The 14382-nt window shown below is 35.1% G+C and carries 15 protein-coding genes and 1 pseudogene; 11 read left to right on the forward strand and 5 right to left on the reverse strand.

From position 1 onward, the window contains the following. Positions 1 to 61 precede the first annotated feature (61 nt). The 3 genes from CN326_RS18620 to CN326_RS18630 form a co-directional block, all read right to left on the reverse strand. A complete protein-coding gene (locus CN326_RS18620; RefSeq protein ID WP_098310463.1) occupies positions 62 to 538 on the reverse strand; it encodes a hypothetical protein in 477 nt (158 codons plus the stop codon). 275 nt (positions 539 to 813) lie between these two features. Continuing rightward, positions 814 to 1284 (reverse strand): GNAT family N-acetyltransferase, encoded by a 471-nt coding sequence (locus CN326_RS18625; protein ID WP_098310464.1) that lies wholly within the window; start codon positions 1282 to 1284, stop codon positions 814 to 816. Positions 1285 to 1419: 135 nt separating this feature from the next. Beyond that, a complete protein-coding gene (locus CN326_RS18630; protein WP_098310465.1) occupies positions 1420 to 2358 on the reverse strand; it encodes a metal ABC transporter substrate-binding protein in 939 nt (312 codons plus the stop codon). Between the two features lie 269 nt (positions 2359 to 2627). On the opposite strand from CN326_RS18630, the gene CN326_RS24715 reads away from it, so the two are divergent. After that, on the forward strand, positions 2628 to 2771 hold the full coding sequence (locus CN326_RS24715) for a hypothetical protein (protein WP_098310466.1): 144 nt from the start codon (positions 2628 to 2630) through the stop codon (positions 2769 to 2771). A gap of 77 nt (positions 2772 to 2848) precedes the next feature. Further along, entirely contained in the window at positions 2849 to 3508 is a 660-nt protein-coding gene (locus CN326_RS18640; protein WP_098310467.1) for an oxidoreductase, read from the forward strand. Positions 3509 to 3676: 168 nt separating this feature from the next. On the opposite strand, the gene namA is transcribed toward CN326_RS18640, so the two are convergent. Then, positions 3677 to 4705 (reverse strand): NADPH dehydrogenase NamA, encoded by a 1029-nt coding sequence (gene namA / locus CN326_RS18645; protein ID WP_098310468.1) that lies wholly within the window; start codon positions 4703 to 4705, stop codon positions 3677 to 3679. 350 nt (positions 4706 to 5055) lie between these two features. Here namA and CN326_RS18650 point away from each other — a divergent pair, with 350 nt between their 5' ends. The 5 genes from CN326_RS18650 (at position 5056) to CN326_RS18670 (ending at position 8674) form a co-directional block, all read left to right on the forward strand. Beyond that, positions 5056 to 5508: a methylated-DNA--[protein]-cysteine S-methyltransferase gene (locus CN326_RS18650; protein ID WP_098310469.1), complete on the forward strand. Its 453-nt coding sequence runs from the start codon at positions 5056 to 5058 to the stop codon at positions 5506 to 5508. A gap of 251 nt (positions 5509 to 5759) precedes the next feature. After that, positions 5760 to 7412: a peptide ABC transporter substrate-binding protein gene (locus CN326_RS18655; RefSeq protein ID WP_098310470.1), complete on the forward strand. Its 1653-nt coding sequence runs from the start codon at positions 5760 to 5762 to the stop codon at positions 7410 to 7412. Between the two features lie 57 nt (positions 7413 to 7469). Further along, entirely contained in the window at positions 7470 to 7886 is a 417-nt protein-coding gene (fosB, locus tag CN326_RS18660; RefSeq protein ID WP_098310471.1) for a FosB/FosD family fosfomycin resistance bacillithiol transferase, read from the forward strand. 22 nt (positions 7887 to 7908) lie between these two features. Continuing rightward, on the forward strand, positions 7909 to 8451 hold the full coding sequence (locus tag CN326_RS18665) for a short-chain dehydrogenase (RefSeq protein ID WP_098310472.1): 543 nt from the start codon (positions 7909 to 7911) through the stop codon (positions 8449 to 8451). After that, positions 8435 to 8674 (forward strand): histidine phosphatase family protein, encoded by a 240-nt coding sequence (locus tag CN326_RS18670; RefSeq protein ID WP_141525080.1) that lies wholly within the window; start codon positions 8435 to 8437, stop codon positions 8672 to 8674. The genes CN326_RS18665 and CN326_RS18670 overlap by 17 nt, the downstream gene beginning before the upstream one ends. Before the next feature lie 149 nt (positions 8675 to 8823). Here CN326_RS18670 and CN326_RS25610 read toward each other — a convergent pair whose 3' ends face one another. After that, the gene (locus CN326_RS25610; protein ID WP_483295656.1) at positions 8824 to 9573 is read right to left on the reverse strand and encodes a CotG/ExsB N-terminal domain-containing protein; all 750 of its coding nucleotides are present in this window, start codon (positions 9571 to 9573) and stop codon (positions 8824 to 8826) included. A 570-nt stretch (positions 9574 to 10143) separates the two neighbouring features. Here CN326_RS25610 and CN326_RS18685 point away from each other — a divergent pair. The 4 genes and pseudogenes from CN326_RS18685 to CN326_RS25220 form a co-directional block, all read left to right on the forward strand. Further along, positions 10144 to 11217 (forward strand): CotH kinase family protein, encoded by a 1074-nt coding sequence (locus CN326_RS18685; RefSeq protein ID WP_098310493.1) that lies wholly within the window; start codon positions 10144 to 10146, stop codon positions 11215 to 11217. A gap of 82 nt (positions 11218 to 11299) precedes the next feature. Then, the gene (locus CN326_RS18690; protein WP_098310473.1) at positions 11300 to 11917 is read left to right on the forward strand and encodes an NUDIX hydrolase; all 618 of its coding nucleotides are present in this window, start codon (positions 11300 to 11302) and stop codon (positions 11915 to 11917) included. Between the two features lie 252 nt (positions 11918 to 12169). Continuing rightward, entirely contained in the window at positions 12170 to 12772 is a 603-nt protein-coding gene (gene uptA / locus CN326_RS18695) for an undecaprenyl phosphate transporter UptA (RefSeq protein WP_098310474.1), read from the forward strand. Positions 12773 to 13009: 237 nt separating this feature from the next. After that, positions 13010 to 14356, forward strand: a pseudogene (locus CN326_RS25220) (RNA-guided endonuclease InsQ/TnpB family protein); the annotation flags it as partial. Between the last annotated feature and the right edge of the window lie 26 nt (positions 14357 to 14382).

Raw genomic sequence — 14382 nt, forward strand, 5'->3', positions numbered from 1 at the left:
TTGCAACAAGAGCTTCTTTGTAACAATAGCTGCTTTGACATGGATTTTGGTTATTTAAATTTTATTTTTTAAAGAAATTGGGCGCTATTTTAGAATTTTCAGTGTTTATCATTAAACCTTGAACGTAGTTTTGATCTGTACTTTCTGCTATTGTAATTTGACTTTTGTCATCAATCCAAACAAAAAAGGTTTCTGTAGAACTATCTTTAAATGTAACTGTCATATTAGAGTGGATAGAATCTTTAGTTTTTTGATCTAAAGTTATTTTCTTAGGTGTTCCATTTTGTATGGCTGTAGTAATAGCTTTTATCATATCTTCATTGTATGTTTCTGTTTTAGTAAGCTTATTATTATTTGTTCTAGTTAATTTAATTTCTTGTATATCATTTTCTTTTAATTGAATGGAATTTTCTTTATCTTTCTGTTCTTCTTTTGATGTAGAAGATTTTAAAGAATTTGTTTTATCAGATGTACTTGAGCATCCAATTAGACTTAAAGATACTATAATAGTAGCGCACAAATATAGAGTTTTCTTCATTTCCCTTCCACCTTTTTATCTTGATTATACCAATTTTTGGATAAATGTAACGAGAATTTCTTATCGTATTCTTATATTCTTTAAAATTTGTATAGAGTGTAGTGTCGGGGAAATGCGAGTTTACAACGAATAAAATCATTAAAATACTCAAACATATAATGTACATATCCTCGTCAAGTAGATAAAAATTTTTTATCTTGCTATTTGTGGACAGTAAGAAATCTCAAACACAAGATTCTGAGAAAATAAAGAAGATAAGTGGATGTCAGCTTGATTTATGGAAGTTTCACTTTGTCTATAAGTAACTCCATCACAACACCAACAACAGGACCTTCATCGTCAATATCACCAGTTAAGTGAAAGCCAAATGATTCATATAGTTTCATTGCTAGGTTGTTATCAGGATGAAGACTTAAATAAATTTTTTTGCATTGGTATTTTTGTTGTAAATACGTAATTAATAAGCGGAGAAATTGTTTCGCATATCCGTTTCCTTGGAAGTTATAATCAATCATAAAACGGTCTAACCATACACTTCTATCTTTTTTGGAATACCATCCATACATTGCGTATCCCACAAGGGTTTCGCCATCATATAAAGATACTGACGTTCCATTTTTTTCGTATAGTGATTCGGCTAAAGAAAACACATTGCTTTCAATAAATTGTTGCTGCTCCTTTGCCACGTTTAGTGCAGCGACTGAACGCCAATTATGTGCTGTTACTTCACAAATGTGAAGATTCATAGTTCCAACTCACTTTCTGAATCATATCTTTAAAGCTAATGTGGATAATTTTACTTGTTGTTTCATTTAAGTCAAGCTGTAGCCCATGAAAAAGACAGCTGAAAAAATTTCAGCTGTCTGAAAGGGAAAACACATTTAGTTTGTTGCTTCTTTTAAAGTGTTAATGTTTTCTTCCATCAATGTAAAGTAATCCTTATTTTTTTTCGCATCGTCATCGGAAATTGTTGCAAGATGATTTAAGCGTAAGATTTTTGTTCCTGTTTCTTTTTGAATGACTTCTGCTACTTTTGGTGTAGAGAATGTTTCAAATAAAATATATTTTAATCCATGCTCTTTTGCGGTTGATGCGATAGAGGCCAGTTCTTTTTGAGACGGTTCATCAGAAGCAGAAATACCTGCAATTGGAATTTGTTTGAAACCATAGCGTTGTTCCCAATATCCGTATGCAGCATGAGAAACTAAAATTTCTTTTGTCTTTGCATGATCAGCAACTTCTTTAAATTGACTATCTAAATCTGTGAATTTTTTTTGCAATGCTGCAAAATTTTTCTCGAATTCTTCTTTATGTTCTGGTTGTAGTTCTACAAGAGCATTTTTAATTGTTTCAGCTTGCCTCATGGCAAGTGTTGGGTCTAACCAAACATGAGGGTCTTTATCATGATGATGCTCTTCTTTATGACCTTCTTCATGTTCTTCTTCAGTTGAAGATCGCAGTTCTATACCATTTGATGCATTCACAATTTTGACATTTTCATTTTTTAATGTTTTTTCCATTTTTTCAGCAAATGGTTCTAATCCAGCTCCGTTATATACAAATAAATCTGCTTTGGCAACTTGTACAGTTTGTTTTTGAGTTGGCTCATATGTATGAGAGTCTGCACCTGGTGGATAAATGGCTGTTACGTCTACATAATCACCACCGATTTTTTTAGCAAAGTCAGCTAAAGGGAAAATAGTTGTATAGACGGAAAGTTTGCCATCTTTTTTATTTGCTGTGTTATTTTGTTTCGAACATCCAGCAAATATAAGGGTAAATATTAGTATGAATGAAAATATGAGTGATTTTTTCTTCATTTTATGCTCCTCATTTCTTTACTTTCTAGCATTCATTTTCTCCAAAAAAAAAGAATATCTTTCTTTTTAATAAAACGGAATAATTTCGTTTTGATTTACCGATTTAGTATAATACATCTTTGAAAATGTTGCAATAAATAATAATGATTACGATTTATAATTTGTTCTAAATTTGTCACAATGCTATGGTTTATTTTTTATGTTTTTGCATATATCTTTCCATTTCTTTCATATAGTGTGATAGAGGGTGCAGAAAAGGGGATGAGCGAATGGAATATGGAATCGAAGCGATTTTATTGATATTGGCTGTTGTGTGTCCGTTATCATGTGTACTTCTTTTTTTAAAAGCACTTATTCGGAATTTAGGAGATCCAAGTACAATTACTGAGATGCCAAAAAGAGAAAAAGAATAAACAAAGCGCTTGCATATTGTATTACGCTGTGCTTATGATAGAGAAAGATATTAGAAGATAAAGAGGTATAGAAACGTATGAAAACAAGAACAGCCTTAGTACTTGGAGCTAGTGGCTTAGTTGGACAAGAAGTGACACAGTTACTGATTGATTCGGACTATTACGATTCAGTTACGATTTTCGTACGAAAGCCGCTGGAATGGGAACATGAAAAACTGCAGCAAAGGCAGGTCGATTTTTCAATTTTAGAACAATATAAAGAATTTTTTGCTGTAGACGATGTTTTTAATTGCCTTGGTACGACAATTAAAAAGGCAAAGACGAAAGAAAACTTTAAAAAAGTTGATTATGATTATACAATACGTGCTGCTCGTTTAGCAGAAGAACAAGGCGTACAAAATTTTCTTGTTATTTCTTCGATGGGTGCAAATCCAAAGTCACTATTCTTTTATTCACAAGTAAAAGGACAGATGGAGGAAGATATTAAAAAGCTAGTCATAGAAGGCATTCATATTTTCAGACCATCCCTTTTACTTGGAGAACGAGAAGAGTTTCGTTTTGGGGAAAGAATGGGAGAAAAAATTTCAGGCATTATGCCGTTTTTATTTAAAGGGCCTTTTACAAAATATAGACCGATTTCAGCAGAGCAAGTGGCAAGAGGAATGTATGTAACAGCGCTGCGTGAAGAGTCTGGGGTCCATGTACATGAATCTTCGGAGATTGCTAAGATGAAATAAAAGAGAGAGAAGATGTCTTCTCTCTCTTTTATTTTGTAGTATTTGGGCAGTAAGCCCCCACCTCAAGATTAAGAGAAACGAAATAGGTGGGGGCTTACTGCCCGTTAGTGAGGGATTGGTTCAACTAACCCTCAGCGGAGGATAAAGAAAACCCCGCTGAGGGAAGTTTCACTTTATTTTTCCTGGAGCCCGGCTATACTGAAACGGCTCAGCTAATTCAAAACCAAGTTCATTCGCTGCTGTTCTTGGGAAATATGGGTTTCGCAATAGTTCTCGGCCGATAAAGATTAAGTCAGCAGAATCTTGTTGTAAAATTTCTTCTGCTTGCATGCCACTTGTAATAAGTCCAACAGCACCTGTAGCGATAGAGACATGTTCTTTTATATGTTTTGCATAGGATACTTGATAACCAGGATATACATCAATATGTGCTGGTACAACAGCTCCAGAACTACAATCAATAAGGTCAACGCCTTGCTCTTTCATCCACTTCGCAAATGTTACATAGTCTTTTATAGTTAAACCTTCTGGATGATAATCATGAGCGGAAATACGAATGAATAATGGACCATTCCATATTTTTTTCACTTCATCAATAATTTCTCGTAAAAAACGATAGCGATTTTCACAGGATCCACCATATTCATCTGTACGATGGTTTGTTAACGGAGATAAGAATTCATTAATTAAATAACCGTGTGCTCCGTGTAATTCAATGATATCAAATCCAGCTTCTTTTGCACGTTCTGCTCCATTTCGAAAGGCTGTGATAGTTTCTTGTATTTGTTCTTTACTCATTTGTACAGGAATTTTCATTGAAGAATCAAAAGGAATAGCTGATGGAGCAATAGGATCTGTATTGAGAACCGCTTTTCTACCTGCATGTGCAATTTGAATAGCTGCTTTTGCTCCATATTCATGAATCATATCGACAACTTGACGTAGACCATCTATGTGTTCATCATTCCAAATTCCTAAATCTTTGTGGGAGATGCGCCCTTCTGGTGTTACTGCTGTAGCTTCTAGCATAACAAGCCCTACTTGACCAGCTGCACGCGATGTGTAGTGAATAAGATGGAAATTTGTTACTTTTCCGTCTTCGTTTTCAGAGGAGTACATACACATAGGTGACATAACAATTCGGTTCTTTAGTGTAACATCTTTTATTGTATACGGTGAAAATAATTGGCTGTTCACAATAATGATCCTCCTTTATTTCGTCTAAATGGGAATTATTTAATCGTAATTTGCTTATCCTGCTATTCGCGGGCAGTAAGAGATCCCCCATCTATCTTCCTCGCTTCTCTTTGAGGCTTGAGGTGGGGGCCTTACTGCTGGAAGTTTTACTTTATAAAGCCAGAGTGGTTAAATGAATCGTCTTGATGGTATTGTAGCATCTTGTTCTTTTTTTCCATAACGAAATGCTTAAAGCTATATTATGTCATGATTAGTCTGCGTTTAGTAAATCATTATAATTTTAATGTTTTAGAATGAAAGGTTTACATCATGATACAATAGCAAATATATGAGGAACTAGGAGGTGTTTTATGTATCAAGCATATTATGAAAGTGAAATTGGATGGATTGAAGTAAAAGGGGATGAAAACGGCATTTCTTCAGTATTATTTGTAGAACAAAAACAAGAAGATGTCCTTCATCCAATTGTTGAGCAATGTGTAATGGAGCTAGATGAATATTTTCATAATAAACGAACAGTATTTACTGTACCGTTACAAGCAACGGGAACTTCGTTTCAAAAACAAGTATGGAATGCGCTTTGCAGTGTTTCGTATGGAAAAAGTGCTTCTTATCTTGATATCGCAGAGAAAATTGGAAACCCAAAAGCTGTACGTGCTATTGGCGGAGCGAACAGTAGAAATCCGATTTCTATTATTGTGCCTTGTCACCGAATTATTGGGAAGAACGGGAAATTAGTAGGTTATGAAGGTGGACTTTGGCGGAAAGAATGGTTACTAAAGCACGAAGGGTTTTTAAGATAATAGAACAAATCTTTAAAATGCAATTATTTGTGTAAATTGGCCGATAAGCTAATGATAAAGGTATTTTACAAAGTAAAGCGGGCATTAATAGGAGTGTCCTTCCTGTTAATTATGAGATAAAAGTGACATGTGTCACTTTTTCTTTTTTTTATAGATAGTATTTTAAATTATCAGAAGATTATGTATAATACTATTCAAGAGTACTTGGTCTTATTTTTAATCGTTATATACAGAAAGAGGGGAAAGGGTCTATGAAGAAGAAAGTGTCACTTATTACAGCAATTGCACTCTCTACGAGTGTGTTAGTTGCTGGGTGTGGAAATGGAGAAAAAACATCAACAACAGAAAAGAGCGGTAATGAAGCGCTTGCTGATAAACAAGTGCTAAATTTACTAGAAACAGCAGAAATTCCTTCTATGGATACATCGAAATCAACTGATACTGTATCGTTTCGTGTATTTGTTAATGCAATGGAAGGGTTATATCGGTTAGATAAAGACAATAAGCCAACGCCTGGTATGGCTAAAGATGTAAAAATTAGCGAAGATAAGAAAACGTATACATTTCATTTGCGCGATGCAAAATGGTCAAACGGAGAGCCTGTAAAAGCACAAGATTTTGTGTTTGCATGGCGTCGTGCTGTTGATAAAGCAACTGCATCAGAATACGCTTTTATTTTGTTTGATGTGAAAAATGCCGAGAAAATTAATAAAGGAGAATTACCGCTTGAACAGCTTGGTGTCACAGCAAAAGATGATAAGACATTAGTTGTTGAATTGGAGAAACCTACACCATATTTCTTAGAGCTTACGACATTCCCAACATTTTTCCCGTTAAATGAAAAATATGTGAAAGAACAAGGGGACAAATACGCATTAGAAGCAGATAAATTATTGTATAATGGACCATTTGTGATGAGTGAATGGAAGCATGAACAAAGTTATAAATTAAAGAAAAATCCAAACTATTGGGATAAAGATACTGTGAAACTAGAGGAAATTAATGTAAGTGTTGTAAAGGAAACATCAACAGCTGTAAATTTATATGATAGCAACGAAGTGGATCGAGTAATTTTAAGTTCGGAATTTGTTGATAAGTATAGAAACAGCAAAGAGTTTAAATCAGAATTAGACCCACGTATGTACTTTATTCGTTTTAATGAGAAGAATCCGATTTTTTCGAATAAAAAAGTGCGTGAGGCTATTGACTTAGCATATGATAAAAAGGGAATTGCAAATGTTATCTTAAACGATGGCTCGTTACCTGCATATTACTTAGTACCACAAAAATTCACAACAGGACCAGATGGAAAAGACTTCCGCGAAACAAATAAAAACTTCCGTGATGGTAAAGATAATGCAGCGAAAGCGAAAAAACTATGGGAAGAAGCGAAAAAAGAGTTAGGTCAAGATACAATTACAGTTGAAATGTTAAACTACGATAAAGATAATTTGAAAAAAGTAGGAGAATACATTAAATCAGAGCTGGAGAAAAACTTACCTGGTTTAAAAGTTAATATTAAACAGCAGCCGTTTAAACAAAAGTTAGATTTAGAGAAGAAGTTACAATATGATTTCTCTTTATCAGCATGGAGCCCGGATTATCCAGATCCAATGACATTTATTGACATGTTTACTTCAGATAGTGCGTTCAATGAAATGGCATATTCTAATTCGAAATATGATGAACTAGTTGCAAAATCAAAAGGTGAGTTGTTAACAGATGAGAAAGCGAGATGGAAGGCACTTTCTGAAGCGGAGAAAATTCTGTTTGAAGATGCAGCAATTTCTCCAGTTTACCAGCAAAGCATTGCTTTCCTTGAAAAATCTAAGGTAAAAGGAACTGCTAAGCATACATTTGGCGGAGATTTTAGCTATAAATGGACGTATATTACAAAAAAATAGTACGATAAAGATGCGCCAATATTGCGCATCTTTTTTTATTGAGAGGAGATAACGACAGTGATAAAAGGGATGAACCATCTTTGCTTCTCTGTTTCGAACTTAGAAAAATCAATACAGTTCTATGAACAAGTGTTAGAAGGAAAGCTGCTTGTAAAAGGGAGAAAACTTGCCTATTTTGACGTATGCGGAATGTGGTTTGCGTTAAATGAAGAAAAGGATATTCCAAGAAACGAAATTTGTCAGTCGTATACACATATTGCGTTTTCGATAGAAAAAGAAGATTTTACAGCCTTGTTACATCGTCTTGAATCTAATAAGGTACATATTTTACAAGGACGAAAGCGTGATGTGCGAGATTGTCATTCTATTTATTTTACAGATCCAGATGGTCATAAATTTGAATTTCATACAGGGACATTTCAAGAGAGATTACGATATTACAAAGAAGCAAAACCACATATGTTATTTTACTGAATATTGGGGGAGGAGAGAGAGTATGCATGTACTTGTTGTTGGGGGAACTGGAATGTTAGGGGAAGTATCAAAGTGGTTTGCTGAACAAGGCTTTCATACTTCTGTAATAGGGCGAAATGTAAAACGTTTAGAGGAAATAAAAAATGTATGTAAGGCTCCTGAAAGAGTTACGTGTTTGGCTGTTGATTATCATGACAGTGATGAATTGCGTGCTAAAATTAAAAATTCAATTAAAAACAATGGGCCAATTATCCTTGTTGTCGCTTGGATTCATTCCACAGCTGTAGAGGCATTGCAAATAATTAGTGAGGAGGTTGAAGCAGTTTCGAAAGAATGGGAGTTATTTCATATACATGGAAGTAGTGCTTATAAATCGAATAAAAAAGTAAGGTGTTCTTCTTTATGTAGTTATTATCGAATTATATTAGGTTTTGTGGTAGAAGAAAAATGCTCGAGGTGGCTAACACACGATGAAATTGCAAGTGGGGTTATAGCAGGAATTCAAAATAAACAAAAGAAATGGATTGTAGGAACATTAGAACCATGGGATGCTAGACCAGGTTGATAAGGGAGAAAGTGTTTTAATTGTTTCTCATGCTGTTACAGCATTACTTATGATGGGACATTTTGAGCGACGTCCTATTGAAAAAACATGGAATGGTCCTTTTATACATAGTGCAAGTTTAAGTTTGATTGAAGCTGAAGAAGGACAAGGTACAATTCACTTATTTGCTGATATTGCACATTTTGAAGAGACTATAGTTTTATCCCGCATTAATGGGCAGTAAGACCCCCACTGATGGAAGTTTCACTTTATAAGGTTAATAGATAAATAGACCGCTTAAAGCGGTCTATTTGTGTTTTAAAAAAAGTGAAGGCCACTTTGAATTTGTTAGAGTAGTGAATGAAGTCGTACATGTTTTGAGCATAAATGATATTAGCTGCGAGAGCGGCAAGAGCGAGAACGGGAACGACAAGAGCGAGAACGGGAACGGGAACGGCAAGAGCGAGAACGGGAACGACAAGAGCGAGAACGGGAACGGCAAGAGCGAGAACGGGAACGACAAGAGCGAGAACGTTTAGAGCGGGAACGAGAACGGGAGCGAGAACGAGAACGGGAACGAGAACGGGAGCGAGAACGAGAACGGGAACGAGAACGAGAACGGGAACGAGAACGGGAACGGCAAGAGCGAGAACGGGAACGAGAACGGGAACGACAAGAGCGAGAACGGGAACGACAAGAGCGAGAACGGGAACGAGAACGAGAACGAGAACGGCAAGAGCGAGAACGAGAACGGCAAGAGCGAGAACGAGAACGGCAAGAGCGAGAACGGGAACGAGAGCGAGAACGAGAACGAGAACGTTTAGAACGAGAGCGAGAACGAGAACGAGAGCGAGAACGAGAACGAGAGCGAGAACGGGAACGAGAACGGGAACGAGAACGAGAACGACAAGAGCGAGAACGAGAACGACAGGAGCGAGAGCGTTTAGAACGGGAACGGCAAGAGCGAGAACGTTCAGAACGAGAACAGCAAGAGCGAGAACGTTTGGAACGAGAACAGCAAGAGCGAGAACGTTTGGAACGAGAACGTTTAGAGTAGGACTCAGGCTCTTGGTTCAAGAAATCTTCCATTCCAGCACTCTTCACTTCTTCTACTGCTTTTTGGATATCATCTTTTGTATACATCTATCAAAATCCCCCTTAGAAAGAAACAAGATTTCCATCTGTTTTTGTATAATGTGTTTTCTATTAATAAAGTATGTTAAGCAGATGGATTGTGTTTATTTTTTTTTGGAAAATAGTGTTTTATCCTAAAGGGGGGGACTGCGGTAGGTAGCCTGCTCTGTTTAGTGAAAACTAATATTAATAGTTAAATTTTTTGATTTACAGGAATGGTTTGTTCGGTAGTGTTTTTTGAATAGCAGACACATTTCGTAACGTAAATGTATTTTTTAGCCTTTGTGCAGGAGGAACATTGTCAGATTTATGATTGTGGGAACAAGGATCCAGATATGAAAGCTATTCTATTCCAATAAGTCTTATTTTCTCTATAGCTTTTTGAATATCACAGTTCATAATTCCCTCTTTGTATCTTTATAGACCGAAAAATTAATTCTTGTTCGTATACAATATGAAGGGATTTCTTTATTTGTCTGAAAAAGCATTAAAATGTAATAAAAAGCATATAGCAGATGTGGCAAGAGGAAAGGGAAAAGCATACATTGATTGTAGATGAAAGAGAAGGGAAGGGAGAATATGTTACCTTCTTATGAATTTTATATTCACCCAATGAATATTGTAGAGCTGAGAAAAGACGTTTGGTCTGATGATCCTGTTTCAGCTAAGTTAACGTATAAAAAAAGAAAGTATGATATTGATATCGTATATCGCGGTTCTCACATTCGGAAATTTGAGAAAAAATCATATCATGTGATGTTTTACAAGCCGAAATTTTTCCAAGGTGTACATGAAATGCATTTGAATTCCGAATTTAATGATTCGTCTTTAATCAGAAATAAGTTATCACTGGACTTTTTTTCTGACATTGGTACGTTATCTCCAAAGTCGCAACATGTTCTTGTAAAGATTAATAATCGATTTGAGGGCGTTTATTTACTGTTAGAATCTGTAGATGAAAACTTTTTACGCAGTCGTAATTTGCCAAGCGGCTCAATTTATTATGCAGTCGATGATGATGCCAATTTCTCTTTAATGAGTGAACTAGATAATTGTATAAAAACGAAATTATCAGCCGGGTATGAGTTCAAATGTAGAGATACACATAGCGAAGAATATATAAATGAATTTGTCTATCAGTTAAATACAATTTCACGAGCGGCGTATGAGAAAGAGATTGTAAAATATGTAGATGTTGACAAATATTTACGATGGTTAGCGGGTGTTGTATTCACACAAAACTACGATGGATTTGTTCACAATTATGCACTCTATCGTAATGAAGAAACAAAGTTGTTTGAAATGATTCCATGGGATTATGATGCAACGTGGGGGCGAGATGTGCGAGGTCGAGAGATGAGTCATGATTACTCTCGCATTCAAGGATTTAATACATTAAGTGCTAGATTACTTGATGTTGATGTATTTAGGAAGCAGTATCGAAAAATTTTGGAGGATATTCTCTCAAACCAATTTACAGTAGATTATATAAAATCGAAAGTAGAAGGAATGCATGGAGAAATTCGGCCATATGTTTTGCAAGATCCGTACATGAAAGAGAAAATAGATGTATTTGATAATGAACCAAATTTGATTTTTCAATATGTTGAAAAACGTCGTGGATTTATAATAGAACATTTAGATGAATTATGAAGGTGAACAAAAAAGAGATTGAAAGATTAATCTCTTTTTTTATTATACAATAAATGTAACTTAAATTGAGGAAGGTGAAATAATGGAAATAAAATGGATCGAATGGGTAAAACAAGTACAGGCAATTGCGCAAGCAGGATTAGCATATTCAAAAGATGTATATGATATAGAACGTTTTCAAGAGCTTCGGAAATTATCAGTTGAAATGATGTCGCATTATACAAAAATGGATTGGGAAGTGGTTGAGCATTTATTTGCAAATGAAACGGGCTATCAAACTCCTAAAGTGGATATACGAGCGGTCGTATTTCAAGAAGGAAAGATGCTTTTCGTAAAAGAAAAAAGTGATGGGAAATGGGCACTTCCAGGTGGGTGGGCTGATGTTGGTTATACACCGACGGAAGTTGCGCAAAAAGAAGTGTTAGAAGAAACAGGTTACAAAGTAGAAAATTTTCGGTTACTATCTATCTTTGATAAACAGAAACATCAGCCATCACCTTCTGCAATTGATGTATACAAAATATTTATTAGCTGTGAAATAGTAGGCGGTGAAAGACAAATTGGTATTGAAACAGAAGATGTTCGCTTTTTTGGCGAAGAAGAATTGCCAGAACTATCGATAGGAAGAAACACAGAATGGCAAATCCAGCAAATGTTTGCTTATATGAAAAATCCTAATAAGGAAATATTAATTGATTAAAAAATAGTAAGGTTAGTATTGGAAAAATTTTTCTATACAGTTAATAAATCGTTCATTATTTTCCTGTCTTTTGGGATAGTTTCTAGTCATTTATATTCCATCGAGTTATTTCTCCTTTCGAGATAGAAACGCTTAAGGATGTTCTCTTTATTACTGTATAATTTTATATGAATTGGTAACGGTGTATTGGCAAAAATATAGTTTTGTGAAATAATAGGAAAGTATGTGAATTATAAAAGGAGATAATGAAGAATGATAGCGAATTTTATTGAGCAGATACTACAATTTTTTATAAGCCTAGGGTATTCTGGGATTGCGCTAGGACTCATGATTGAAATCATTCCAAGTGAAATTGTCCTATCTTATGCGGGTTTTTTAGTCGCAAAGGGAGAACTTAATTTCGCTGGGGCAGTCATTGCCGGAACGATTGGTGGAACTTTAGCACAAATTTTCCTTTATTGGCTTGGATATTATGGTGGGCGTCCAGTTGTTGAAAAATATGGTAAATATTTATTGATTAATAAGAAACATTTAGATGTGGCAGAAGATTGGTTTAATCGATATGGTGTAGGCGTTATTTTCTCTGCACGTTTTATTCCGGTTGTACGTCATGCGATATCGATTCCAGCAGGGTTAGCTAAAATGTCATTAAAACGATTTACATTATATACGGTTTTAGCAGTTCTTCCATGGTCTATGTTGTTTATTTATTTTGGTGAAAAACTTGGTGGAAATTGGCGTCATATTAAAGAATATGCTGCTGACTATACGCATTATTTCGCAATAGCAGGCATTCTTTTTATTGTTATATACATAGGCTTGAAAATGTTGAAAAAAAGAAAAACAGGTCGTTAAAGTCAATGAATTTTCATTGGCTTTTTCTTTATTTAAACAATAAAAGTCTGATTGGTTGCATGTTTTTTATCGAAAAATTGGCAAGAAAACTCCATCTTCAAAACGTGTAGGGTATAGTCCAGTTTAAGGTGGAGATGAATTGCCGTCGCATTTGTAAAAATATTTTCATACCAATGCGAATATATGTTCTTTTTTGATGTTTTATAGTATCATAAAGGAAAGAAGGAGGTGAAAATGATGACGAAAGAAAGAGAATATGCAACCTATCAAATTTGGATCAAGAAAGGTCATAAGTTATACTCTTACTTCCTAGAAATGTGTCAAAACGCCAAAAACCTCTACAATACAACAAACTTCTATATTCGCCAAGTATATACGGCCTTACGTACTGATCAACCATTACAGCCACTTCAACAAGAAGTTCTTCATACATTACAAACACATATTGAAACCATGAATGAAAATCAACTTAATGCGTATCAAAAACGTGTACAAAAACAGAAAGAAAAACCTGTTAAAGAACAGAAAGAAATGAAGTGTAATCTGTTCACATTACCGACAAAAGAGAAATCGTTCCTTTCGTATCATTTCTTAGATTGCTTGTTTAAAACAATGAAACAACAAGATTATATGAACTTGCCAGCGCAAACGAATCAAGCGGTCATGAAAAAGCTCTATCAAAACTGGAAATCATTCTTCGCTTCTATGAAAGCATATCAGAAACATCCTTCTACTTTTACTGGCAGACCTCGCATTCCAAAGTATATTAAATCATCTATGAAAGAAATTGTATTCACGAATCAAGTGTGTAAACTCTAAGAGAAATATATTCGTTTTCCTAAAACAAGCATAAAATTAAATATTGGTAAATTGTTTGGGTATATCGAAAATCTCAAAGAAGTACGCATTTCCCCTGCTTACGGGAAGTTTAGGGTGGAAATTGTGACAGAACAATCTGAGCCAGCAGCTGAGCATGTCGACAATAATCGCTATATGAGTATTGATTTAGGAATCAATAACATTGCAACTATCATAACGAATATAGGGACCAAACCTGTGTTGGTAAAGGGCAATGTGATCAAAAGTATCAATCAATACTACAACAAACAAAAGGCTCATTTACTGGGAATTCTTCGTCATGGAAAAGAACCCAAAGAAGGACCACACACATCAAACCGTTTAGAGAGACTTCATGAGAAACGATTTCTCAAAATAAAAGATTTCTTTCACAAAATCAGTTATCGTATTATTCATTTCGCAGTTCAACATGAGATCTCTATGATTGTAATCGGAAAAAATACATTATGGAAACAAAAGAGTGATATGGGGAAACAACAGAATCAATCCTTCTGTCATATCCCACACAATCAACTCATTGAAATGATCACCTATAAGGCGAATCGACAAGGTATTGCTGTACAAGTAGTGGAAGAATCGTATACAAGCAAGGCTTCCTTTCTAGACAATGATGAAATCCCCACTTATGGTGAAGAGGACATTCCTGTATTCAGTGGAAAACGCATCAAACGTGGCTTGTACCGTACAAAACAGAATAAACTACTGAACGCCGATGTGAATGGTTCCTATAANNGGCAGCTGTGTCAACTCCA

The sequence above is a fragment of the Bacillus sp. AFS018417 genome, assembly GCF_002560985.1.
GTDB lineage: Bacteria > Bacillota > Bacilli > Bacillales > Bacillaceae_G > Bacillus_A > Bacillus_A rhizoplanae.